This window comes from Thalassobacillus cyri (genome assembly GCF_900107755.1).
In the GTDB taxonomy this organism is placed as follows: domain Bacteria; phylum Bacillota; class Bacilli; order Bacillales; family Halobacillaceae; genus Thalassobacillus; species Thalassobacillus cyri.
Genome location: NZ_FNQR01000007.1, coordinates 60579 through 84614, shown reverse-complemented (window position 1 = coordinate 84614; position 24036 = coordinate 60579). Strand labels below are relative to the sequence as shown.

Sequence of the window (24036 nt, the reverse complement as noted above, 5' to 3'; positions counted from 1 at the left end):
CTCTTTTTATTCCATATTATTTGTAAGCGTTATCAAAAAAGGGAGGACTTTTAACATGAGAAAAACAGTGATCGTATCGGGAGCAAGGACGCCATTTGCCAAATTCGGAGGAGCGCTTAGTACATTGACTGCATCCCAGCTGGGCGGAAAAGTAATCAAAGCCGCATTGGAACGTGCCAATTACAAAGCAGAGGACGTCAACGAGGTGATTATGGGGACTGTACTTCAAGGGGGACAGGGTCAGATTCCATCCCGCCAGGCAGCTCGTGAAGCTGGAATTCCATGGGAAGTGAAAACAGAAACGATCAATAAAGTATGTGCTTCCGGTATGCGTAGTGTCACGATGGCCGACCAGTTCATCCGTCTTGGAGACGAAGATGTCATCGTTGCAGGTGGTATGGAAAGCATGAGTAATGCGCCATACTTTATGCCGAAAGCACGCTGGGGCTTACGCATGGGCGATGCTGCGGTCAAAGATTTAATGGTTCATGACGGTCTTACTTGTTCATTTGACGGTGTTCACATGGGCAACTATGGAAATAATGTCGCTGAAGAATATGAATTAAGCCGTGAGGCACAGGATGATTGGGCGTATCGCAGTCATCAGCGGGCAATCAAAGCGATGGAGGACGGCAAGCTGGCAGAAGAAATAATTCCTGTTGATGTACCGCAACGAAAAGGTGACCCAGTCGTCGTGGAAAATGATGAAGCGCCACGGAAAGATACCTCGAAAGAATCACTTGCTAAGCTGCGCCCCGTATTCGGTTCAAACGGAACGATTACAGCAGGAAACGCTCCAGGAGTAAATGACGGTGCCTGCGCAATGTTATTGATGTCCGATGAAAAAGCGAAAGAAATGGGAGCAGAGACGCTGGCAACCATTCTTGCACACGATGAAGTCGCTGTCGAAGCGAAAGACTTTCCGAAAACACCGGGCCTTGTCATCAATTCACTGTTGAAAAAGGCAGGGAAATCATTGGACGAAATCGACCTGTTCGAAGTGAACGAGGCATTTGCTGCTGTATCATTGGCAAGCGGTAAAATTGCCGGTCTGGATGAAGAAAAAGTCAACGTTAACGGCGGTGCCGTAGCTATGGGCCATCCGATCGGTGCAAGCGGTGCACGCATTATCCTTACGCTTGCTTATGAATTGAAGCGCCGTGGCGGTGGGTTAGGAATCGCGGCCATCTGCAGTGGCGGTGGCCAGGGAGATGCAGTCCTGATCGAAGTGCCGAAACAATAAACATCTAGGTAACGTTGTTTCCTAAACGTAAATAAGAAAGGGGTTTTTCTATGTCCATTAAACAAGTCATGGTGATCGGGGCCGGACAGATGGGCGCCGGAATTGCACAAGTATGTGCTCAGTACGGTTTTGCTGTCAAATTGAATGATATCGCTGAGGAAGCGTTGGATAAAGGAAAAGCAGGAATTGAGAAACGTCTGGCACGTTCCGTAGAGAAAGGGCGTCTTGCTGAAGAAGAGAAGCAAAAAGCGCTGGATAACTTGTCCTTTACGACGGATATCACGGAAGCATCAAGCTGTGATCTGGTAATCGAAGCGATAGTTGAAAATATGGATGTCAAAACAAATTTATTCAAAAAACTGGATGAAGTTGCTCCGGAGCATGCGATTCTGGCATCCAATACATCCTCCCTTCCTATCACAGAGATCGCGGCGGTCACAAACCGGCCATCGCAGGTAATCGGTATGCATTTCATGAATCCGGTACCAGTGATGAAGCTGGTAGAAATTATTCGCGGCTTGCAAACGAGCGATGAAACCTATCAATCTATCAAAGACATGACCGAAAAAATTTGCAAGACACCAGTCGAAGTCAATGACTTCCCAGGGTTCGTATCGAATCGTGTGCTGATGCCGATGATCAATGAAGCGATCTATACGGTCTATGAAGGAGTTGCTACACCGGAAGATGTCGACACAGTCATGAAGCTCGGCATGAACCATCCGATGGGACCTCTGACACTGGCTGACTTTATCGGGCTCGATACATGCCTGTATATCATGGAAGTGCTGCACGAAGGCTTCGGTGACAGTAAATATCGCCCATGTCCATTGTTGCGCAAATACGTCAAGGCTGGCTGGCTCGGTAAAAAATCAGGGCGCGGCTTCTATACGTATGAAAATTGATTGTCAGGGGAGAGGACAACGATGAATCTACATTTTACAGATGAACAGGAAATGATGCGAAAAATGGTGCGCGATTTCGCTCAGAAAGAAGTAGCCCCAGCGATAGAGAAAATGGAGACAGAAGGCCGTTTTCCGCGGGAGATCGTCACCAAAATGGGAGAATTGGGATTGATGGGGATTCCAATTCCAGAAAAATACGGCGGTTCTGAGATGGATTATACCTCCTATATCATTGCCATCCACGAATTATCCAAAGTAAGTGCGACAGTAGGTGTCATCCTATCCGTGCACACATCGGTCGGCACACTGCCGATTTTGAATTTCGGAACCGAGGAACAGAAGCAGAAATATATTCCGAAACTTGCCTCCGGTGAGTATCTCGGAGCCTTTGCCCTGACAGAACCAAGTGCCGGGTCGGATGCAGGAAGTTTGAAAACCCGGGCCGTCAAACAGGGAGACAAATATATCCTGAACGGTTCGAAAGTGTTCATTACGAATGGGGGAGAAGCGGACACCTATATCGTTTTCGCCCGTACCAACATGGATGAAAATGGCTACCAGGGGGTCAGCACGTTCATCGTCGAAAAAGATACGCCAGGCCTTATAATCGGTAAGAAAGAAAAGAAAATGGGGCTTCATGGATCCAGCACGGTCCAATTGACGTTCGACAACTGTGAAGTTTCCTCAGCGCAGATGCTCGGGAACGAAGGAGAAGGGTTCAAGATCGCGATGTCCAATCTCAATTCCGGAAGAATCGGAATTGCAGCCCAGTCGTTGGGGATTGCCGAAGCGGCGATGGAGCATGCGGTTGCTTACGCGAAAGAAAGGGAGCAATTCGGTAAACCGATTGCCCAGCAGCAAGGGCTTGCTTTTAAGCTTGCCGATATGGCAACAGAAGTAGAGGCAGCTAAACTATTGACCTATCATGCTGCTTCTTTGAAGGAAGCGGGTGCCCCTTGTAACAAAGAAGTTTCGATGGCGAAAATGTATGCTTCGAAAACAGCGGTGAAAAACGCGATTGAAGCTGTTCAGGTGTACGGTGGCTATGGCTACACGGAAGATTATCCAGTTGAGCGATTTTTCCGTGATGCCAAGGTTTGTGAAATCTATGAAGGCACGAATGAAATTCAGCATATCGTAATCAGCAAACATTTATTGAAGGACTAATATTTCAGGGAGGATACCGACATGAACTTTCAATTGACCGAAGAACAAGAAATGCTACGTAAAATGGTGCGTGATTTTGCAAAGAATGAAGTGGAACCGACAGCAGCTGAACGGGATGAAGAGGAACGTTTTGACCGGGAGATCTTTGATAAGATGGCGGAACTCGGATTGACCGGTATCCCATGGCCGGAGGAGTACAACGGTATCGGATCAGACTTTGTCAGCTATGTCATTGCAGTAGAGGAACTATCACGTGTCTGTGCTTCCACGGGTGTGACATTATCCGCACACATATCCCTTGCCAGCTGGCCGATTTATAAATTCGGGAATGAAGAGCAGAAGAAGACCTTCCTTGCTCAGCTTGCTTCTGGAGAAAAGCTTGGAGCATACGCCCTGTCCGAGCCCGGGGCAGGTAGTGACGTAGCTTCCATGCGTACCCAGGCGAAGCTTGACGGAGATCAGTATGTACTGAATGGCAGCAAAGTCTGGATCACCAATGGTGGCGTCGCGGACATTTATATTGTATTTGCAAAAACGGACCCGGATGCAGGCAGCCGTGGCATCAGTGCTTTCATTGTAGAAAAAGGCACACCAGGATTCACATTCGGTAAAAAAGAAAAGAAATTAGGCATCCGCTCTTCTCCTACAACCGAATTGATTTTCGAAGATTGCAAGGTTCCTAAAGAAAACCTGCTGGGAGAAGAGGGCAAAGGTTTCAAGATTGCGATGATGACATTGGATGGCGGTCGTAACGGGATTGCCGCGCAAGCAGTCGGGATTGCCCAGGGCGCTCTTGATGCGTCCGTAGCCTATGCGAAAGAGCGGGAACAATTCGGCAAGCCGATTGCGCAGAACCAGGGAGTTTCTTTCAAACTTGCTGACATGGCAACAGATGTGGAAGCTGCCCGTCTGTTGACGTACCAGGCAGCATACCTCGAATCAGAAGGCAAGCCTTATGCGAAAGCGTCTGCTATGGCTAAATTGTATGCAGGTGATGCTGCGATGCGGCATACCGTTGAAGCTGTCCAAGTTTACGGCGGATACGGCTATACGAAGGACTATCCAGTCGAGCGTTACATGCGTGATGCAAAAATTACCCAAATCTATGAAGGTACCAACGAAATCCAGCGTCTTGTCATCGGACGTATGCTGACGAAAGAATAGGAGAAAGGAAGCTATTATGCACCCATTAGCTGAACGGATCCAACAACAGGATATGCGGGCTCTTGCGAGAGCCATCACACTTGTAGAGAACGACGCGCCGGAAAAGCTGGATATGCTGAGTGATATTTTCTCATTCAAAAAAAACGCCCATTATATCGGGATTACCGGTTCCCCTGGTGCTGGGAAGAGTTCACTCGTCAATCGTCTGCTTTCGCATCTGCGAGCACAGGACCTGACGGTAGCGGTCATCGCAGTCGACCCGACTAGTCCGTTCAGCGGCGGTGCCCTGCTAGGGGACCGTGTCCGCATGAACCAGCATTTTACGGATCCAGGCATTTTTATCCGCAGTATGGCGACACGTGGAAGCCTTGGCGGCCTTGCACGGGCGACGAAGGATACAATCCGGGTTTGCGATGCTTACGGATTTGACGTAATTCTTGTGGAAACTGTCGGTGTCGGACAGTCCGAGCTCGATATCATGAAAGTTGCTGATACGACAGGGCTGGTTCTTACTCCGAATAGTGGAGACGTGTTACAGATATTCAAAGCAGGGATCATGGAAATCGCTGACCTCTTCATTATCAATAAAGCGGACTTACCAGGCGTGCAGCGCCTGAAAACGACGCTTGAAGAATATATGATGATTGCCAATCCAAAAGGGTGGGTGCCCCCGATTGTCCAGACAATTTCCACCCGGAATGAAGGAATCGACCAGTTATGGCAGGAAATCAGCCGTCATCATGACTACTTATATGAAACGGCAAAAGGGGAAGAGCAGCGGCAGCATCAGCTGAAACTGGAAGTCTATGATTTGATCCGGGAAGAAATCTGGCGGGATGTCGAGCAGACGATAGAGAATGATCATCAAAAACAGCAGGCTTTCCAGGATGCAGATTCCGACCCTTACCAGTTGGCTAAAGAATGGTTCCAGGAATGGAAAGTGAAAGGAGGGAATAGCCATGGCTGATCAACAGGTGCCCTCATCGATCAAAGATCAGGGTCTCGTCGAAAAGAGACGCAACCAGATGATCAAGGGAGCCGTTTCTCTTTTTATCGAAAAAGGGTTCCATAAAACGACAACCAGGGAAATCGCGAAGGCCTCGGGCTTCAGCATCGGCACCCTCTATGAATATATCCGTACCAAGGAGGATGTGCTGTTTCTTGTCTGTGATTCCATTTATGAGCGGGTGAAGGACAGGATGGAGCAGGTCATTGATACCGAAAAGAAGACGATCGATAGCTTGATTCATGCGGTCACTTCCTATTTTCAACTGATGGATGATATGCAGGATGAAGTTGTCGTGATGTATCAAGAGGTTAAATCCCTTTCCCGGGATGCGCAGGAATATGTGCTGCAAAAGGAAAAAGATATGCTGGAGATGCTGACCCAGGTGATCCGAAACAGCATTTCCACGCCAATGGCAGAACAGGATATTTCTTTGATTGCCAACAATATATTCATCCAGGGACAAATGTGGGGCTTCCGGCGCTGGATGCTGCAAAAAGAATTTACGCTCGAAAGCTATACAAAGCGTCAAGTCCACTTTTTATTAGAAGGTCTCAATGTAAATAGTATACAGAATCAACAAACTTCATAACTGAAGGAGGATGGGAACGATGGAACAACCTACGGTTTACCAGCCGAAGTACCCGGTCCGGTTCGTGACAGCTTCGAGCTTATTCGATGGACATGATGCTTCTATTAATATTATGCGCCGGATTTTACAATCGACCGGTGCCGAGGTCATTCACCTTGGTCACAATCGCTCTGTCGAAGATGTTGTCAATACGGCCATCCAGGAGGATGCCCAGGGTATTGCGGTTTCTTCTTACCAGGGCGGTCATGTCGAATATTTTAAATATATGATTGATTTGTTGAACGAAAAAGGAGCAGGCCATATCCGCGTGTATGGCGGAGGTGGGGGCGTCATCCTGCCGCGTGAAATCAAAGAGCTCCACGAGTATGGTGTTGCACGGGTATTTTCACCGGAGGACGGGCGTGAGCATGGTCTGCAGGGTATGATCAACCAGATGATGGAAGAGTGCGACTTCTTGCCGCCACTCGTTCCGGAAGAAACCATTAAGGAACTGGAAAAGGGAGATCATCAGGCGATCGCTCGTTTCATTACTTATGTAGAGAACACGCCGGAAGAGGATCGTGAAGCTGCTGCTCAATTTGAAGCAGCTGTGAAACAAAGTGAGACGAAGAATATCCCGGTATTGGGAATTACAGGTACCGGAGGAGCAGGAAAAAGTTCCTTGACCGATGAATTGATCCGGCGCTTTTTAAATGAAATTCCTGACAAGAAAGTGGCCATTCTTTCGATTGACCCGACAAAGAAAAAAACCGGAGGAGCATTATTAGGAGACAGAATCCGTATGAACGCGATTTTTAATCCCCGTGTCTATATGCGCTCGCTCGCAACAAGAGACTCTAAATCGGAGTTATCGAAAGCGATTGAGGAAGCGATCCAGGTCGTCAAAGCGGCTGGAGTGGATTTTATCATCGTGGAAACAAGCGGCATCGGTCAGGGCAACGCAGCTGTAACGGAAGTTTCCGACTTATCTATGTATGTCATGACAGCGGAATTTGGAGCACCGTCCCAACTTGAAAAAATTGATATGATCGATTTTGCTGACTTCATTGTCATCAATAAATTTGAACAAAAAGGATCCGAGGATGCATACCAGCAAGTGTGTAAGCAATATGAACGCAGCCATATGCTGTTTCATCAAGATCCGAGTACTTTCCCTGTCTTTGGGACCATCGCCAGCCAGTTCAATGACCCGGGAACGAATACCCTGTTCGCAGCCATCATTGATAAGTTGAACCAAGGCTATGATTGGGGAGAGGCAACTTCTTTTGAAAGAACAGCAAATGTGGAAAAACAGAATGTCATCATCCCGAACGAACGGAAACAATACTTGCGTGATATCGCTATGCTGGTGCGCAACTACCATGACAATGCAGAACAGCAGGCAGAAAAAGCTCGCAAACTGTACCAATTGAAAGGGACAGCAGAAGCATTGGAAGATGAAGAAGCGAAGGAAAAAATCGAAGCATTGATCAAGCAATATGAGCAGGACGTCGATCCGAAAGCGAAAGAAAAATTGGATGATTGGGATGCGCTTCATGAACGATACAGCGGCGATACCTACACTTTTAAAGTACGGGATAAGGAAATCACCATGGATCTGACGACAGAAAGTCTGGCCGGGTTAAAAATACCGAAAGTTGCCTTGCCATCTTACAACGACTGGGGTGACCGTCTCGTCTGGCTTCTCAAGGAAAATGTACCAGGCGCATTTCCGTTTACAGCAGGCGTATTCCCGTTCAAGCGAAAAGGGGAAGACCCGAAACGCCAGTTTGCCGGAGAAGGTACACCAGAACGGACCAACCGCCGTTTTCACTATCTGTCGAAAGACGATGATGCCAAGCGGTTAAGTACTGCTTTTGACTCTGTTACTTTATATGGAGAAGACCCGGATGAACGCCCGGACATTTACGGGAAAGTCGGGGAAAGCGGTGTCAGTATTTGTACGTTAGAAGATATGAAAAAGCTGTATGACGGCTTTGATCTGACAGATCCCCTGACATCTGTTTCCATGACGATCAATGGACCTGCGCCAATCATTTTGGCGATGTTCATGAACACAGCGATCGATCAGCAGCTCGAGAAATTTGAGAAAGAACAGGGACGTAAGCCAGACGCAGAAGAAATGGAGCAAATCAAAGCAGAAACCCTGCATGTCGTGCGTGGAACGGTTCAGGCAGACATTTTGAAAGAAGACCAGGGCCAAAACACATGTATTTTCTCAACGGAATTCGCCTTGCGCATGATGGGGGATATCCAGCAGTACTTCATTGACCATGAAGTACGCAACTACTATTCTGTCTCGATTTCCGGCTATCATATTGCCGAAGCGGGAGCGAACCCGATTACCCAGCTTGCGTTCACGTTGGCGAACGGATTTACGTATGTCGAGTATTACTTGAGCCGTGGCATGGATATCAACAAATTTGCACCGAACCTGTCATTTTTCTTCTCGAATGGTTTAGATCCCGAATACACGGTGATGGGACGCGTTGCCCGAAGAATCTGGGCAATCATTATGAAAGAGAAGTACGGTGCGAATGAGCGGAGCCAGAAGCTGAAGTATCATATTCAGACTTCCGGACGTTCCTTGCACGCACAGGAAATCAACTTCAACGATATCCGTACTACGTTGCAGGCGTTGATTGCTATCCAGGACAACTGTAACTCGCTCCACACCAATTCTTATGATGAGGCGATCACCACGCCTACGGAGGAATCCGTACGCCGTGCGATGGCGATTCAGATGATCATCAGTAAGGAGTTCGGTCTGACGAAAAATGAAAACTCCCTCCAGGGAGCCTATATCATCGAGCAGTTGACCGATATGGTGGAGCAAGCAGTCCTGCAGGAATTCGAACGCATTAACGACCGCGGCGGTGTACTAGGCGCGATGGAACGCCAATACCAGCGTGGCAAGATACAGGAAGAATCGCTTTATTATGAAAGCAAAAAGCATAGCGGCGACCTGCCAATTGTCGGCGTCAACACCTACTTGAACCCGACACCGCCTTCAGAAGATGAGATCAATTCGATGGAAATTGCACGTGCTACGAAGGAAGAAAAAGAACATCAAATTCAGACGCTGCGTGAATTCCAAAAAACGAATGAGGATAAAACAGAAGAAGCATTACAGCGCTTAAAAGAGGTAGCAGCAAGCGACGGCAACATCTTCGCAGAATTGATGGAAACAGTGAAGTCAGCAAGTCTCGGACAAATCACCAACGCCCTCTATGAAGTAGGCGGACAATATCGCCGGAATATGTAACCCTAAAAGGAAAGGACTCTCAGTTCACACTGGGAGTCCTTTTATTTTCACTTAAAAAAATTGAACACTAAGGCTTTCGGCATAAGATGCTTGGTCATAAGCCGAAATTTCATAAACAAAAACACTCCCATACGGAGTGAGAGTGTTTTAGCGGAGTTAGTGTCCACCGCCAACGGCGTCATGGTCGCCGGTTTGATTGATTTTCTTGATGGATGGAGTAGTCTGTCCGTACCATTCATAAGTAAGGTCATAATTCTTTTCTTTGTCCAAAAGCATCCAAATATTTTCATCTTTCACTTTATATTTATCTCCGTCGACATAAATATAGTAAGCGTCACCCTTGTGGTCCTTCTTCTCGATCTGGACACCAGTCAGTTCCTCTGTGTTGATCATCCCGTAATTAGTGTATAAATAATACCCGCCGACGAAGACGGCAAAGATGATGAGGAGCCATTTTGCAATCCGCATGAAAATCTCTCCTTTGTTTAATGTAACTGAACTTCGGATAGACTTATTTTACGATAAAAATGCAGCAAGACCAAACCAAATGGCATGGATTTCAGCCTGTTTGGATAGAAAATCTCCCAATCATTGATTTTTATATAGGCTAACCATATAATATTAGGTATGGTTAAATATGAGAATTGTAGGACTTGATAAAAGTAGACATATATACCTTAATTATCATTAAAGGAGTGCTGGACCTTGAGCTTGAAAGAGTATAGTAAAGATCAAATTGAAGAAATGTCCATGATTGATCTTGCGGCGGTTATGCTGGAAGAAAAAAGAGAGGCAGTCGACTTCAATGACTTGTTCCACGAGATTGCTGATATGAAGGGCTATACGGAGAAACAAAAGGAAAATTATATCGCCCAGTTCTATACGGATATGAACATTGACGGCGGATTCATGACGATTGGCACGAATAAATGGGGACTGAAGCGCTGGTACCCGGTAGAACAGATGGAAGAAGAAATTTCCAACCTGCCGAAGAAACGTAAAAAGAAAAAGCCAAAGCGTAAAGTGAAAGAAAAAACTGCAGATGAAGCATTGTTCGAAGAAGATCTTGAGGAAGACCTTGGTTTGGATGATGAAGATTTGAATCTTGATGAGAGCGATGATGGTTTCGAAGGTGATTATGACAACGATGACCTTGATGAAGAAGAGGAAGAGGTCATTGAAGACGATATCAGCTTCATTGGCGATGATGACGAGGAAGATGACGACCTCTGATTGCCGCTTGACTTTCGAACCATAAATAAGTACAATCTTATTTGGGCTCTTAAAATTTCGTGAAACGAACCTAGAAGCGCTCCCCATAACCGGGGAGCGCTTTTTATTTTTACTTTATGAAAATTTAACTTTGTTAAAAGGATTAAAGTATAAGATTTGGTTGCGAAGAATTGGTTAGCTTCAGCGCCCAGACATCCGCGACATAAGCAACCCGTCTTGCGGAAGGAAAGAACGCCTTCCTCCAGCCGTTTTGCTTATGCGTGTCGTGTCTTTCAGGGCGCTTGCGCTTTTCTTATTTGCTCCACTACATTTACTTGTTAATTTTTATGACTGCTGAAGCAACCAGTAGGTCATGATATAAGAAAGATTACAGAAGAAAGAGGGATGACCGTGACAAAATACATTTTTGTAACAGGTGGGGTAGTGTCTTCCTTAGGTAAAGGAATCACAGCCGCTTCACTTGGCCGTTTATTGAAAAACCGTGGGTTGAAAGTGACTATCCAAAAATTCGATCCATACTTGAACGTAGACCCTGGTACGATGAGTCCATATCAGCATGGAGAAGTGTTCGTGACAGACGATGGTGCTGAGACTGACTTGGACCTTGGCCACTATGAGCGTTTTATCGATATAAACTTGAATAAATTCAGCAACGTAACGACAGGGAAAGTATACTCCCACGTCATTAAAAAAGAACGTCGCGGTGATTATCTGGGTGGAACCGTCCAGGTCATTCCACATATTACGAACGAAATCAAAGATCGTGTTTTCCGTGCCGGTCATGAGACAAACGCAGATGTCGTCATTACTGAAATCGGCGGCACCGTAGGGGATATCGAATCCCTTCCATTCCTGGAAGCGATTCGTCAAATCAAGAGTGATATTGGACGCGATCACGTCATGTATATTCACTGTACGCTTGTTCCTTATATCAAGGCAGCGGGTGAAATGAAAACGAAGCCGACACAGCACAGTGTCAAAGAACTCCGCTCGCTTGGTATTCAGCCGGATGTGATCGTGCTGCGTACGGAGATGGAAATTTCCGAAGAGATGAAAGAAAAGATTGCTCTTTTCGGGGACATTAATAAAAAAGCGGTAATTGAGTGCCCTGATGCGGATACTCTTTACAAAATTCCATTGATCCTCCAGGAACAAAAGCTTGATCAATTAACTTGTGATCATTTCAGCTTGGATTGTAAGCCTGCCGATATGGCTGAGTGGAATCAATTAGTGGATAAAGTTACCCATTTATCTGATAAACTGACAATCGGCCTTGTCGGAAAATACGTCGAATTGCCTGATGCCTATATTTCTGTCGTAGAAGCATTGAAACATGCAGGCTATCCATACGATGCAGATGTTGATATCCAATGGATCAACTCTGAAGAAGTGGATCCGTCCAATGTTGAAGATAAACTTGCCGGAGTTGACGGTATTCTTGTCCCGGGTGGCTTCGGAGATCGAGGAATCGAAGGTAAAATCGAGGCGATTCGTTTTGCCCGTGAGAATAAGGTGCCATTCCTGGGAATCTGCCTAGGCATGCAGCTGGCTACTGTCGAGTTCGCGCGTAACGTACTTGGTTTAGAGGGTGCGCACTCCGCTGAAATCGATCCAGCAACACCTCATCCAATTATCGACCTTCTTCCGGAACAAAAAGAAATTTCTGATCTTGGTGGAACGTTACGACTTGGCATCTATCCATGTAAGCTGCAAGAAGGCTCCAAAGCTAAAGAAGCTTACGGAGAAGAGGTCATTTACGAACGTCACCGTCACAGGTTCGAGTTCAATAATCATTACCGGGAAGAAATGGAAGAAAAAGGTTTCTCTTTCAGCGGCACCAGTCCTGATGGCCGCCTGATTGAAATTATCGAAGTCGAAGATCATCCCTGGTTTGTAGCAAGCCAGTTCCATCCAGAGTTCAAGTCCCGTCCGACTCGTCCGCAGGAATTGTTCTACGGATTTATCGGAGCTGCTTCTACCTATAAAAAATAATAAAAAAAGCGCGAAACCTCATCGAAGGTTTCGCGCTTTTTTAGCATGGATGGTTCCATTTCCATATGTCGCAGTAAGTGGGGGAGTCATTCGTATTCGGATAGGATTTCTTTTACAGTAATGTAGATAGCATAATAACTGTAAAGTGCGGTCATGGCACTCGGAAAACAGATTCGTTCCATGTCAAAAGGTAACAGAGAGTCGGTCACTTTCGTATCGACCGGAAAATCAGCCTGTTTGTATAGGGGGTCTTCATTGGTTTTTACGGAGGACAAGCTGATCACCTGTGATCCCTGCGCTTGGGCTTTTTGCATAATAGCCGTCGCTTCTTCGTGATCCGCGAACCTTGCTGCGAGAATCACCCGGTCGATGGAAGTCAGCTCGGTACCGGATTGATAACGCTGGCATTTTGGTAACGTTTCTTTTCCTTCTACCATTTCCGCTTCGATAGCCTGCATTTCTTCAAAGCCTCTCACAAAAATGTTTCCATCTCCTACAATCGCTTGAGCCAGCGCCCTGGCTGCCTCCTCGATAGCGAGCGTTTCTTTTTCCTCGATTTGCTGGAACTTACCTGTCAATTGGGTAGTCAGCATCTTCATCATGATTATCCCACCTCTATTTACCATTCAATTTTCATAGCTTAGCACAAATGGCTGATGTTGAGAATAAATTAAAGCTGCCATAAGCAGGAAAAAAGTCAATTTATATCGAATGAAAAAAGAAGGAGGTATTATATGAGCGTAATCTAACTGCAGAAAGGTAGGCGAGCGATCATGGCCAAAGAAGTGTTGATTGTAGACGACCAGCCAGGTATCAGGCTTTTACTGGAAGAAGTGGTCAAAGGAGAAGGATATGCTGTGGCTTGTGCCGAAACAGGGCGTGAGGCACTGGATTATATTGAAGCAAATGACCCGAGCCTGTTGGTGGTCGACTATAACCTTCCGGTCATGAATGGCGGTGAACTGCTGCACCATTTGAATGAGACAGGATACGACAAACCAGCCATTCTGATGACGGGTTTATCTGTGGAAAGCCTCGGTGAAGAAAAGAACTTCCACTTTGTGAAAAAAGTGGTTTCTAAACCGTTTAATATCATGGATATCCGGGAATTAATCACCAAAATTATGCAATGAAAAGTGTACAAAAATTGACTATTTGAGAAATTTTTTGATGTAAGCGCTCTATCCTTCTTGGATTGTTGCACCTTCGTCTTGGTATTGGTATTCTTATAATTGTGATTACACATACATAGCATGTCTGTGAGTCGATTTGCAAATGTGCTAGTAAATAATATACCCATTCGAAGGAGGAGCTTTCATGCCTTTAGTATCAATGAAGGAAATGCTCGAAACTGCTAAGGAACAACGCTACGGTGTTGGGCAGTTCAACCTGAATAACCTGGAATACGCACAAGCGATTCTTCAAGCAGCAGAAGAAGAAAAATCACCAGTCATCCTCGGTGTATCCGAAGGTGCAGCTAGATATATGGGTGGTTTCAATGTAGTGGTGTCCATGGTAAAAGCATTGATGGATGCTTATGGAACTACGGTTCCTGTTGCCATTCACCTTGACCATGGTTCCAGCTTTGAAAGCTGTGCAAAAGCGATTCATGCAGGATTCACTTCTGTCATGATCGACGCTTCCCACGATCCGCTGGATGAAAATATCGCAGTGACTAAAAAAGTCGTAGAACTTGCGCATCTTCATGGTGTTTCTGTTGAAGCAGAACTTGGCCGTGTCGGTGGCCAAGAAGATGACTTGATCGTTGATGACGCAGAAGCAGCTTATGCTATTCCATCTGAATGCAAGCAGCTGGTTGACGAAACTGACGTTGATGTATTCGCACCAGCATTAGGTTCTGTCCATGGCCCTTATAAAGGGGAGCCGAACCTTGGTTTCGATCGCATGGAAGAAATTATGGGTCTTGTCGATAAACCGCTTGTCCTTCACGGTGGTACAGGCATTCCGACACACGACATTAAAAAAGCGATCTCTTTTGGTACAGCGAAAATCAACGTAAATACCGAAAACCAAATCGCTCAAGGCAAGAAAGTCCGTGAAGTTTTGGCGGAAAAGCCGGATCTATATGATCCACGTAAATATTTGGGACCAGGACGCGACGCCATCAAAGAAACAGTGATTGGCAAAATGCGTGAGTTCGGTTCTTCCAACAAAGCATAAATAAACAGATGAACAAAGGAAGCCGTTTTTTCAGAACGGTTTCCTTTTCAACATATTATGAAAACGCAATCATCGATGGGGAGGATTATTTACATGAAATTTTTTATTGATACAGCAAATATCGAGGATATCAAAGAAGCCAATGCTTTAGGTATACTGGCCGGGGTGACGACAAATCCAAGCCTGGTAGCTAAAGAAGGCGTTTCTTTTCATGAACGTTTGCAAGAAATCACAGCAGAAGTAGACGGCTCTGTCAGTGCAGAAGTAGTATCCGAGGATGCAGAAGGAATGATCCGTGAAGGGAAGGAACTTGCGGCGATTGCACCGAATATTACAGTAAAGGTGCCGATGACGATGGAAGGTCTGAAGGCGGTCAAAGCATTAACCGATCTTAATATCAAAGTCAATGTGACACTAATTTTCTCTGCCAATCAGGCTTTACTTGCGGCAAGAGCAGGAGCAGCTTATGTCTCTCCATTCTTAGGTCGTCTGGACGATATCGGTCATAACGGCTTGGAATTAATTGCTCAGATTGCGGACATTTTCGACCGCCATGCTATCGAAACAGAAATCATCGCTGCATCCGTCCGCCATCCCGTTCATGTCACAGAAGCTGCTATGAATGGGGCTCATATCGCAACGGTTCCTTTTAAAGTATTGAATCAATTGGTGAAACATCCGTTGACGGATCAGGGTATTGAGAAATTTCTTGCTGATTGGAATCAACAAAAATAGCATGAAATTGGTAAAATTGTACAAACTAACAGCGCAGGAACAGGTTGACTGAGAACTGGATTTCTTGGAATAGACACTGCCGGGAATGTCAATCAATCGGACAATCACTTGCAATACTCTGCTTCAATGAGAAATTTGCGGGTAGATTGCAGGATTAAAAGCGAGGAGTTAGCCATGCAAAAATTACTTGTAGAAGGCGGTAAAAGATTAGAAGGTTCAGTACGGATCGGCGGCGCAAAGAATAGTGCGGTTGCCTTGCTCCCAGCAGCTATATTGGCTGAATCGCCAGTCACGATCGAAGGTCTGCCTAAGATTTCTGATTTGCAGATCCTAAGCGACTTGCTGGAGGAAATAGGCGGCACGGTGAAGAAAGAGGGGCAGACAATTGAAATCGACCCATCGGAAATGATTTCCATGCCTCTTCCAAATGGTAAAGTGAAGAAGCTGCGAGCCTCCTATTATTTCATGGGCGCAATGCTCGGCCGTTTCAAAAAAGCAGTTATTGGACTTCCGGGAGGCTGCCATCTCGGTCCACGTCCGATCGATCAGCATATCAAAGGTTTTGAAGCGTTAGGAGCACAGGTGACGAACGAACAGGGAGCCATTTACCTGCGTGCCGAAGAGCTGCGCGGCGCACGCATCTACCTGGATGTGGTCAGTGTCGGCGCGACCATCAATATTATGCTGGCGGCAGTTCGGGCTAAAGGAAAAACGGTTATTGAGAATGCTGCCAAGGAACCTGAAATCATTGATGTTGCTACCCTGCTTACCAGTATGGGAGCGAAAATCAAAGGTGCAGGTACGGATGTCATCCGGATTGAAGGGGTGGATCAACTTAGCGGCTGTAACCACACGATTATTCCGGATCGTATCGAAGCAGGAACCTATACGATTCTGGCAGCAGCCCTTGGGGACGGAATCCTGATTGATAACGTTATTCCCCAGCACTTGGAGTCTCTGCTCGCCAAACTGCGTGAAATGGGAGTCACGGTAGACGAAGGCGATGAGCAATTGTTCATTAAAACGAGTGATAAGTTGAAGAGTGTCGATATCAAAACACTTGTTTATCCAGGATTCCCAACGGATTTACAGCAGCCATTCACGTCACTTTTGACAAAAGCTTACGGGACAGGCGTTGTCACAGATACAATCTATCAGGCGCGTTTCAAACATATCGATGAACTGCGCCGAATGAATGCCCATATTAAGGTGGAGGGTGGAGCAGCGATTGTGGCTGGTCCATCTCCATTGCAAGGGGCGAAAGTCAAAGCGACCGACCTCCGTGCCGGAGCAGCTCTGGTTATTGCTGGTCTGATGTCAAAGGGGATTACAGAAGTCACTGGAATCGAGCATATCGAGCGAGGATATGAGGACCTCGTAGAGAAGCTCACGAATCTTGGGGCGACTATCTGGCATGAAAAAATGACCGAAGAGGAAGTAGAACAGTTTCAGAATTCATAAGATCTTAGTTTCCATGGAGATGGGGAAAAATTCAGATATGAATGGAGAGGAATAACCATGGAAAGAAGTTTGACAATGGAATTGGTACGTGTGACCGAAGCGGCTGCACTTAAATCTGCACGATGGATGGGAAGAGGGAAAAAAGAGGAAGCGGATGATGCAGCGACATCTGCCATGCGCGACGTCTTTGATACCATCCCGATGAAAGGTACCGTCGTTATCGGTGAAGGGGAAATGGATGAAGCGCCGATGCTTTACATTGGAGAGAAGCTCGGCAATGGCTACGGCCCTCGTGTCGACGTTGCAGTCGATCCGTTAGAAGGGACGAACATTGTGGCACAGGGGACATGGAATGCATTAGCTGTCATTGCGATTGCTGATCATGGTGCCCTGCTTCATGCCCCTGACATGTACATGGATAAAATCGCTGTCGGGCCTGAAGCGGTAGGCAAAGTGGATATCAATGCCTCGATTGCCGATAACCTGAAGGCGGTAGCGGAAGCGAAGAACAAAGATGTAGAAGATGTGGTAGCCATCGTGTTGAACCGAAAGCGCCATGAAGGGCTCATTGAAGAAATTCGTGCTGCTGGCGCAAGAATCAAGCTGATTCCTGATGGGGATGTGGCTGCAGCCATCAATACAGCGTTCGATCATACTGGTGTTGATATTCTGTTCGGTTCAGGCGGCGCCCCGGAGGGGGTACTTGCTGCTGCAGCGTTGAAATGTCTTGGTGGCGAGATCCAGGGCAAGCTGCTTCCAGCCAATGATGAAGAGCTGGAACGCTGCAAAAGCATGGGAATCGAAGATATCAACAAAGTCCTTTATATGGACGATTTTTGTTCCGGGGATGACGCGATCTTTGCTGCTACCGGCGTAACGGACGGTGAACTGTTGCAAGGGGTACAATTCAAAGGAACGAAAGCAACAACACAGACGATTGTCATGCGTGCGAAATCAGGCACTGTCCGTTTCATCGATGGGGATCACAGCTTGAAAAAGAAACCGAATCTAGTAATCAAACCTTAATAGGCAAGGGAGCCGTCGTAACGGCTTCCTTTTCCCTTATTTAAGCTGAAAAATAAGCATTTTAAAGATAGATCTGACTTTTTTTTAGATTTATATTGAATAGTTTCATGGAAAAGAGTTAAAATGGTTAAAGTTTAAACAACCCTTAAATAGTGAAAAACCTCTGTAAGCTTCTCAAAATTAGCTTCGAGAATTTCTTCTATCACTTCAAAAAGTGTTCTTTCGAAAAAGAACAGCATACTTTGCCAATTTTTTTGCTGTCCCCTCCTGTTTATACATTTATTTTTTAGATAGATAGCGTTGCAGGGCTTAAAGACGGCAGACAGAACCAAGTAACAAAAATATAATAGTGTGGTGATTTTGTGGCTGAATTGACAATATCTCATTTAGAAACGTTAACCCTGAAAGATTTATACTCATTAGCACGGCAATTCAAAGTATCTTATTATGCAAAACTGACAAAACGGGAACTGATTTTCGCCATTCTGAAAGCGCAGGCGGAAAAAGGCGGATATTTATTCATGGATGGAATCCTGGAAATCATCCCGTCTGAAGGGTTCGGTTTCTTACGACCGATCAATTATTCACCTAGCGCGGAGGATATCTACATTTCTGCATCCCAAATTCGTCGTTTTGATTTAAGGAATGGGGATAAGGTCTCTGGGAAAGTACGTCCTCCCAAAGAAAACGAACGTTATTACGGGCTGCTTCATGTTGATGCGGTCAACGGTGAAGATCCTGAAACCGCGAAAGAGCGTGTTCACTTCCCGGCCTTGACTCCGCTCTACCCGGACCGGATGATGAAGCTGGAAACGAAAAGTAAAAATATTTCCACCAGGGTCATGGATCTGATGGCGCCGGTAGGATTCGGACAGCGTGGTTTGATTGTCGCGCCGCCGAAAGCCGGTAAAACGATGCTACTTAAAGAGATTGCGCACAGCGTTTCTCTGAACCATCCTGAGGCGAAATTAATCATCCTGCTTGTAGATGAACGACCGGAAGAAGTGACGGATATCGAACGTTCGGTTGCTCCAGATGTGGACGTTGTCAGTTCGACGTTTGATGAAGTACCTGAAAACCATATCAAAGTTTCCGAGCTCGTCCTGGAACGAGCCATGCGTCTTGTGGAGCAGAAGCGTGACGTCATCGTACTGATGGACAGTATCACACGGCTTGCCCGTGCTTACAACCTGGTCATTCCGCCAAGCGGACGTACCCTTTCCGGTGGGATCGACCCGGCAGCATTCCACCGTCCGAAACGGTTCTTTGGTGCTGCTCGTAACATCGAAGAAGGCGGAAGCTTTACGATTTTGGCTACCGCTCTTGTCGATACCGGCTCACGGATGGACGATGTCATTTATGAAGAATTCAAAGGAACAGGAAACATGGAACTTCACCTGGACCGCAGCCTGGCACAGCGTCGTATTTTCCCAGCTATCGACGTGCTTCGCTCCGGTACACGGAAAGAAGAACTGCTGCTTCCTAAAACACATCTGGAAAAAATGTGGGCGATTCGTAAAGCATTGTCTGACACTCCTGATTTCGCTGAACGTTTCATGCGCAGATTGAAAGCTTCGAAGAATAACGAAGAGTTTTTCGATATCATGGATAAGGAAATGAAAGGCAAGTCGACCGGTAGAAGAGCTCAGCCCCAGGGAAAATAAAACAAGTTCTTGCAATGCAAAAATGCCCCTGTTATAATCATTCTATGTGAGTTTCGAGACAGGGCAGGTTCTGCCTGATACGGCTCTTACAATAACTCTGTTTCCAAAGGACTCAGGGCAAAAAGGAGTGGAAGAACATGAAAAACGGCATTCATCCAGAATACCGCAAAGTCGTATTTCTAGACACAAGTTCTGATTACAAGTTTCTAAGTGGTTCCACACAGGGATCTGATGAAACTATCGAATGGGAAGATGGCAACACGTACCCATTGATCCGCGTGGAGATCAGCTCAGCTTCTCACCCGTTCTACACAGGTAAGCAAAAAGCTGATAAAGAAGGCGGCCGTGTCGATCGCTTTAAGAAAAAATACAACATTAAGTAATATTCGTCATACCATTTTGGATATGCGAATTTATGCGAAAAACAGGCAAATTGTCTAACTTTGCCTGTTTTTTTGCACTTTAAGATAGTTTAACTGTGTTAAAGGAATAAAGTATAAGAAAAACGAAGGCTATGGCCAAAAGGGCCTGGCGATAAGCAGAGTCTTTCTTATACAAAAAGGGGACTGTCGCTGTCCTACCGGCAGTCCCCTTCTTCTGTTTTTTACCATGTCTGTTATAGATGGAGATTCGGGAAGGGAGCGACTAACAACGTGTATGTGATGAAGCAAAGCGGTTGGGTAGAAGTGATTTGTGGGAGTATGTTCAGTGGGAAGTCCGAAGAATTGATACGTCGTGTACGCCGTGCTACATATGGTAATCTGTCCGTCCGGGTGTTTAAGCCGCTTATTGATAATCGATATTCGGAGGATGCGATTGTATCCCATAATGGAACTTCCGTGCTCGCCCGTCCTGTGGAGCACTCAAAGGATATTTTAGCAGCCGTCGACGATACGATCGATATTGTTGGAATAGATGAAGTTCAGTTTTTTGATGAGGAAGTTGTAGATGTCGTGGAGGAGCTTGCCGATAAAGGGATCCGCGTCATCGTCGCCGGTCTGGATACTGACTTTCGCGGGGTGCCGTTTGGCTGCATGCCGGACTTAATGGCACTGAGTGAAATGGTGACAAAGCTGAACGCTATCTGTCCGGTTTGTGGATCACCAGCGAGTCGTACCCAGCGGCTGATCGACGGAAAACCAGCCTCATACGATGATCCGATCATTCTTGTCGGGGCTTCAGAATCCTACGAGCCGCGTTGCCGTCATCATCATGACGTGCCTAATAAGCCCAGGCAATCGCAGCTGAAAACCCAGATTTCAACTTAAATAAAGGAGCACCGAAAAACGTTTGCCAGTTTTTTTTCGGTGCTCCTTTACTTGTATCATTGATAGCTGCAAATATATCTTCTTTTTCACAGATGAAAATGTATGTACCTGACATTCATATTTTTTCCTATCCGGGACATCCTAAGAAAAAAGCGCAAGGAGTGGAAAAATATGAAATACCAGGCGACAGCTATAATGATATTTGCAGCGATTCTCCTCGCAGCATGCGGCGGTGCAGGGGAACAGGATCAAGGAGCAGGTGAAGGTTTGATGAACACCCAGAATCCTGAAGAAAAAGGCAATCAGATCGATAACCCGCGTATGATCAATAATGTCGGCGACAGCTGGGGTTTAAAGCAGGATCGTGAAAAAATCAAATCGGCTGCTGAAAGCGTTCCGGGAGTCGAAGTGGAGCGTGTCATTTTAGAAGGGCCGCTCGTACGTGTGACGGCCAATGTCGATAATGAGCGTTTATCGGATGGCGACAGGCAGGACTGGGAACAGCAGATTGAGCAGGCGATTTACCGTGCGGTTCCCCGCTATGACATCAAAGTAAGGGTTCGATGACGGGGTTCGGTGATCAGGGTGGCTGGAGGACAGCTGCCTTTCTTTTTTTACTTTTACCCGTCATCTTGTAACTCCCAAGTCTCTATAATATAATTAGACTGTTATAGAGAAAGAGGTGGATCTACATGTTAGAACGATTGCAATCCCTTGAAGATCGATATGAAAAATTGAATGAACTCCTCAGTGATCCTGAGGTCATCAGTGATCCGAATAAATTACGAGAATATTCGAAAGAGCAGTCTGATCTGGAAGAAACCGTTCAGGCATACCGGGAATACAAAGATGTCAGCACACAATTGGACGACGCTAAAGTGATGCTGAAGGATAACCTGGATGATGAGATGCAAGACATGGTCAAAGAAGAGATCGATGAACTGAGCACTCAGAAAGAAGACCTGGAAGAACGGTTGAAGTTCCTGATGCTGCCGAAGGATCCGAATGATGATAAAAACGTCATCATGGAAGTTCGCGGGGCGGCTGGCGGTGATGAAGCTGCTTTATTTGCTGGTGACTTGTTCCGGATGTATACCCGCTATGCGGAAACGCAAGGGTGGAAAATAGAGGTCATTGAATCGCATCAAAATGATGTCGGTGGCTATAAAGAAGTGATCTTCATGGTCAATGGCCAGGGAGCATTCTCAAAGTTGAAGTATGAAAACGGCGCTCACCGTGTCCAGCGTGTACCGGAAACGGAATCAGGCGGCCGGATCCACACATCCACGGCAACCGTAGCAGTACTTCCAGAAGCAGAAGAGGTAGAAGTAGACATCCATGATAAAGATATTCGTGTCGATACATTCGCATCAAGCGGTCCTGGCGGGCAAAGTGTTAACACGACCATGTCTGCTGTGCGACTTACACATGAGCCGACAGGGGTGGTTGTATCTTGTCAGGATGAAAAGTCCCAGATCAAGAACAAAGAAAAAGCGATGAAGGTGCTTCGTGCCCGCATCTATGATAAATTCCAACAGGAAGCGCAAGCGGAGTATGATGAGAATCGTAAGTCTGCTGTTGGTTCCGGAGACCGCTCTGAACGGATCCGCACCTACAATTTTCCGCAAAGTCGTGTCACCGACCACCGCATCGGTTTGACTATCCAGAAGCTCGATCAGATACTGGAAGGTAAGCTTGAAGAAATCCTTGACGCATTGATCGTCGAAGAGCAAACGAAAAAATTGGAGCAGATTGGTGAATAACATGGAACAATCATTTACGACTATTCAGGAAGCCCGTCAGTGGGCTTCTCTTTTTTTAAAAGAACATCAGCGGGAACCTGGTGTTGCCGACTGGCTGCTTGAACACCATCTAAATATGAGCTACACACAGTTGATGGCTTATGGCCGTGATCCTTTTCCTCATGAAAAAAAGGATAGCTTCGTGGCGGATATTTATAAACATACGGAGACTGGCATTCCCGTGCAGCACTTGATTGGGGAAGCGGAATTTTATGGCCGTCGGTTCGATGTAAATGCCGATGTCCTTGTACCAAGACCAGAAACAGAAGAACTGGTGGAGGGGGTTTTACGGTTCATCGAGAAGAATGGACTGACTTCCGAGTACCTGAAGGTTGTCGATCTCGGCACAGGAAGTGGGGCGATCGCGTGCACCTTGTCATTGGAATTGGAACACATGGATGTATATGCGACGGACATTTCCTCACAGGCATTGGGAACAGCAACCCATAACGCGCATCAACTTGGTGCCAAAGTGAATTTTTATCAAGGAGACTTTCTTGCACCAGTCGCTGGAGAAGCAATCGATATCATCGTATCTAATCCGCCGTATATATCACATGCCGAGCTGAAAGAACTCTCCGATACCGTCGTCCAGTTCGACCCGCACCTGGCATTATTTGCTGATGCCGAAGGACTGGCAGCGTACCATACGATTGTCAGCCAGATAAAAAGTTATCATCTCACTCCAATGTTGATAGCTTGTGAGATTGGTCATCTACAAGGAGAATCAGTCAAGGAAATCATTGAAACGGGGCTGCCCGGCTATCACGCGGAGGTGCGTTCGGATATCAATGGCAAACCAAGGATGGTATTTGCCTATTCAAAAACCTCTGTTAAATCTCCCGATTACTGAACCTTGGTTTCGTCACATTTGATGGTGGCGGAATGGGATCTTGGAAATAGCTCGCTTTCCGCGGGGAGGACGGCAAGCCTCTTCGAGCTAAAGCTCTGTGGGGTCTTGCCAGTCTATCCTTTCCCGCAGGAGTCTCGCCATTTCCAAATCCCCATTACCTTGTATGGAGTAACGAAACCATCTTATTGCTTATAATGGGAGCTATTCTGAAAAGATCCGCTACCATGGTTATTTGTACGTTATTTTTACCATCGTGTACATGGTTGGCGTAAAAAACTCGATTTCAAGAAACTTTTATGGCAAGGTACGGTGGGGAACGGCGAGACTCCTCGAAAATGCTACGCATTTCCTTCGTGTGTGGGTTCAGTCAGGATGAAGATTAAAAGTCCTGCGGGATGAAAATGACAGGTGAGCCCCCGGAGAACGAAGTCTGAGGACGTTCAACGCATGCCCGCGGGAAGGGAGTCGTTCCCCGCCGG

At 46.3% G+C, this 24036-nt stretch carries 22 protein-coding genes; 20 read left to right on the top strand and 2 right to left on the bottom strand.

Annotated features, from left to right (window positions below; all coding sequences use genetic code 11):
• Window positions 1–55 precede the first annotated feature (55 nt).
• The 7 genes from BLV00_RS10160 to icmF are packed head-to-tail and all read left to right on the top strand — an operon-like array spanning window position 56 to window position 9342.
• Window positions 56–1243, top strand: a complete 1188-nt coding sequence (locus tag BLV00_RS10160; RefSeq protein ID WP_093044870.1) for an acetyl-CoA C-acetyltransferase — start codon at window positions 56–58, stop codon at window positions 1241–1243.
• A 50-nt stretch (window positions 1244–1293) separates the two neighbouring features.
• Window positions 1294–2148, top strand: coding sequence for a 3-hydroxybutyryl-CoA dehydrogenase (locus BLV00_RS10155; protein ID WP_093044869.1), 855 nt, complete (start codon window positions 1294–1296; stop codon window positions 2146–2148).
• 21 nt (window positions 2149–2169) lie between these two features.
• Window positions 2170–3315, top strand: coding sequence for an acyl-CoA dehydrogenase (locus BLV00_RS10150; RefSeq protein WP_093044868.1), 1146 nt, complete (start codon window positions 2170–2172; stop codon window positions 3313–3315).
• Window positions 3316–3336: 21 nt separating this feature from the next.
• A complete protein-coding gene (locus BLV00_RS10145; RefSeq protein WP_093044867.1) occupies window positions 3337–4479 on the top strand; it encodes an acyl-CoA dehydrogenase in 1143 nt (380 codons plus the stop codon).
• 16 nt (window positions 4480–4495) lie between these two features.
• Entirely contained in the window at window positions 4496–5446 is a 951-nt protein-coding gene (gene meaB / locus BLV00_RS10140) for a methylmalonyl Co-A mutase-associated GTPase MeaB (RefSeq protein WP_093044866.1), read from the top strand.
• Window positions 5439–6077, top strand: coding sequence for a TetR/AcrR family transcriptional regulator (locus tag BLV00_RS10135; protein WP_093044865.1), 639 nt, complete (start codon window positions 5439–5441; stop codon window positions 6075–6077). The genes meaB and BLV00_RS10135 overlap by 8 nt, the downstream gene beginning before the upstream one ends.
• A gap of 19 nt (window positions 6078–6096) precedes the next feature.
• A complete protein-coding gene (gene icmF, locus BLV00_RS10130; protein ID WP_093044864.1) occupies window positions 6097–9342 on the top strand; it encodes a fused isobutyryl-CoA mutase/GTPase IcmF in 3246 nt (1081 codons plus the stop codon).
• A gap of 156 nt (window positions 9343–9498) precedes the next feature.
• Here icmF and BLV00_RS10125 read toward each other — a convergent pair whose 3' ends face one another.
• Window positions 9499–9810, bottom strand: coding sequence for a hypothetical protein (locus BLV00_RS10125; RefSeq protein WP_093044863.1), 312 nt, complete (start codon window positions 9808–9810; stop codon window positions 9499–9501).
• Between the two features lie 237 nt (window positions 9811–10047).
• Here BLV00_RS10125 and rpoE point away from each other — a divergent pair, with 237 nt between their 5' ends.
• Window positions 10048–10575 carry a DNA-directed RNA polymerase subunit delta gene (gene rpoE / locus BLV00_RS10120; RefSeq protein ID WP_093044862.1) on the top strand — a complete coding sequence of 176 codons (528 nt, stop codon included), beginning with the start codon at window positions 10048–10050 and terminating at the stop codon, window positions 10573–10575.
• A gap of 390 nt (window positions 10576–10965) precedes the next feature.
• Entirely contained in the window at window positions 10966–12567 is a 1602-nt protein-coding gene (locus tag BLV00_RS10115) for a CTP synthase (protein ID WP_093044861.1), read from the top strand.
• A gap of 86 nt (window positions 12568–12653) precedes the next feature.
• On the opposite strand, the gene BLV00_RS10110 is transcribed toward BLV00_RS10115, so the two are convergent.
• Window positions 12654–13169: a DUF2529 family protein gene (locus tag BLV00_RS10110; protein WP_176791448.1), complete on the bottom strand. Its 516-nt coding sequence runs from the start codon at window positions 13167–13169 to the stop codon at window positions 12654–12656.
• Window positions 13170–13340: 171 nt separating this feature from the next.
• On the opposite strand from BLV00_RS10110, the gene BLV00_RS10105 reads away from it, so the two are divergent.
• The 11 genes from BLV00_RS10105 (at window position 13341) to prmC (ending at window position 23557) form a co-directional block, all read left to right on the top strand.
• Window positions 13341–13700, top strand: coding sequence for a response regulator (locus BLV00_RS10105; protein ID WP_093044859.1), 360 nt, complete (start codon window positions 13341–13343; stop codon window positions 13698–13700).
• Between the two features lie 184 nt (window positions 13701–13884).
• Entirely contained in the window at window positions 13885–14748 is an 864-nt protein-coding gene (gene fba, locus BLV00_RS10100; protein WP_093044858.1) for a class II fructose-1,6-bisphosphate aldolase, read from the top strand.
• Between the two features lie 93 nt (window positions 14749–14841).
• The gene (fsa, locus tag BLV00_RS10095; protein WP_093044857.1) at window positions 14842–15483 is read left to right on the top strand and encodes a fructose-6-phosphate aldolase; all 642 of its coding nucleotides are present in this window, start codon (window positions 14842–14844) and stop codon (window positions 15481–15483) included.
• A 174-nt stretch (window positions 15484–15657) separates the two neighbouring features.
• On the top strand, window positions 15658–16944 hold the full coding sequence (locus BLV00_RS10090) for a UDP-N-acetylglucosamine 1-carboxyvinyltransferase (protein ID WP_093044856.1): 1287 nt from the start codon (window positions 15658–15660) through the stop codon (window positions 16942–16944).
• A 57-nt stretch (window positions 16945–17001) separates the two neighbouring features.
• Window positions 17002–17970 (top strand): class II fructose-bisphosphatase, encoded by a 969-nt coding sequence (gene glpX / locus BLV00_RS10085; protein ID WP_093044855.1) that lies wholly within the window; start codon window positions 17002–17004, stop codon window positions 17968–17970.
• Window positions 17971–18332: 362 nt separating this feature from the next.
• Complete coding sequence (gene rho, locus BLV00_RS10080) at window positions 18333–19634, top strand: transcription termination factor Rho (RefSeq protein WP_093044854.1); 1302 nt, start codon at window positions 18333–18335, stop codon at window positions 19632–19634.
• A gap of 137 nt (window positions 19635–19771) precedes the next feature.
• Entirely contained in the window at window positions 19772–20017 is a 246-nt protein-coding gene (locus BLV00_RS10075) for a type B 50S ribosomal protein L31 (RefSeq protein ID WP_028784124.1), read from the top strand.
• 270 nt (window positions 20018–20287) lie between these two features.
• Window positions 20288–20902: a thymidine kinase gene (locus tag BLV00_RS10070; RefSeq protein WP_093044853.1), complete on the top strand. Its 615-nt coding sequence runs from the start codon at window positions 20288–20290 to the stop codon at window positions 20900–20902.
• Window positions 20903–21073: 171 nt separating this feature from the next.
• Entirely contained in the window at window positions 21074–21469 is a 396-nt protein-coding gene (locus BLV00_RS10065) for a YhcN/YlaJ family sporulation lipoprotein (protein ID WP_093044852.1), read from the top strand.
• 125 nt (window positions 21470–21594) lie between these two features.
• A complete protein-coding gene (prfA, locus tag BLV00_RS10060) occupies window positions 21595–22665 on the top strand; it encodes a peptide chain release factor 1 (RefSeq protein ID WP_093044851.1) in 1071 nt (356 codons plus the stop codon).
• Between the two features lies 1 nt (window position 22666).
• Window positions 22667–23557, top strand: coding sequence for a peptide chain release factor N(5)-glutamine methyltransferase (gene prmC, locus BLV00_RS10055; protein WP_093044977.1), 891 nt, complete (start codon window positions 22667–22669; stop codon window positions 23555–23557).
• Window positions 23558–24036 lie beyond the last annotated feature (479 nt).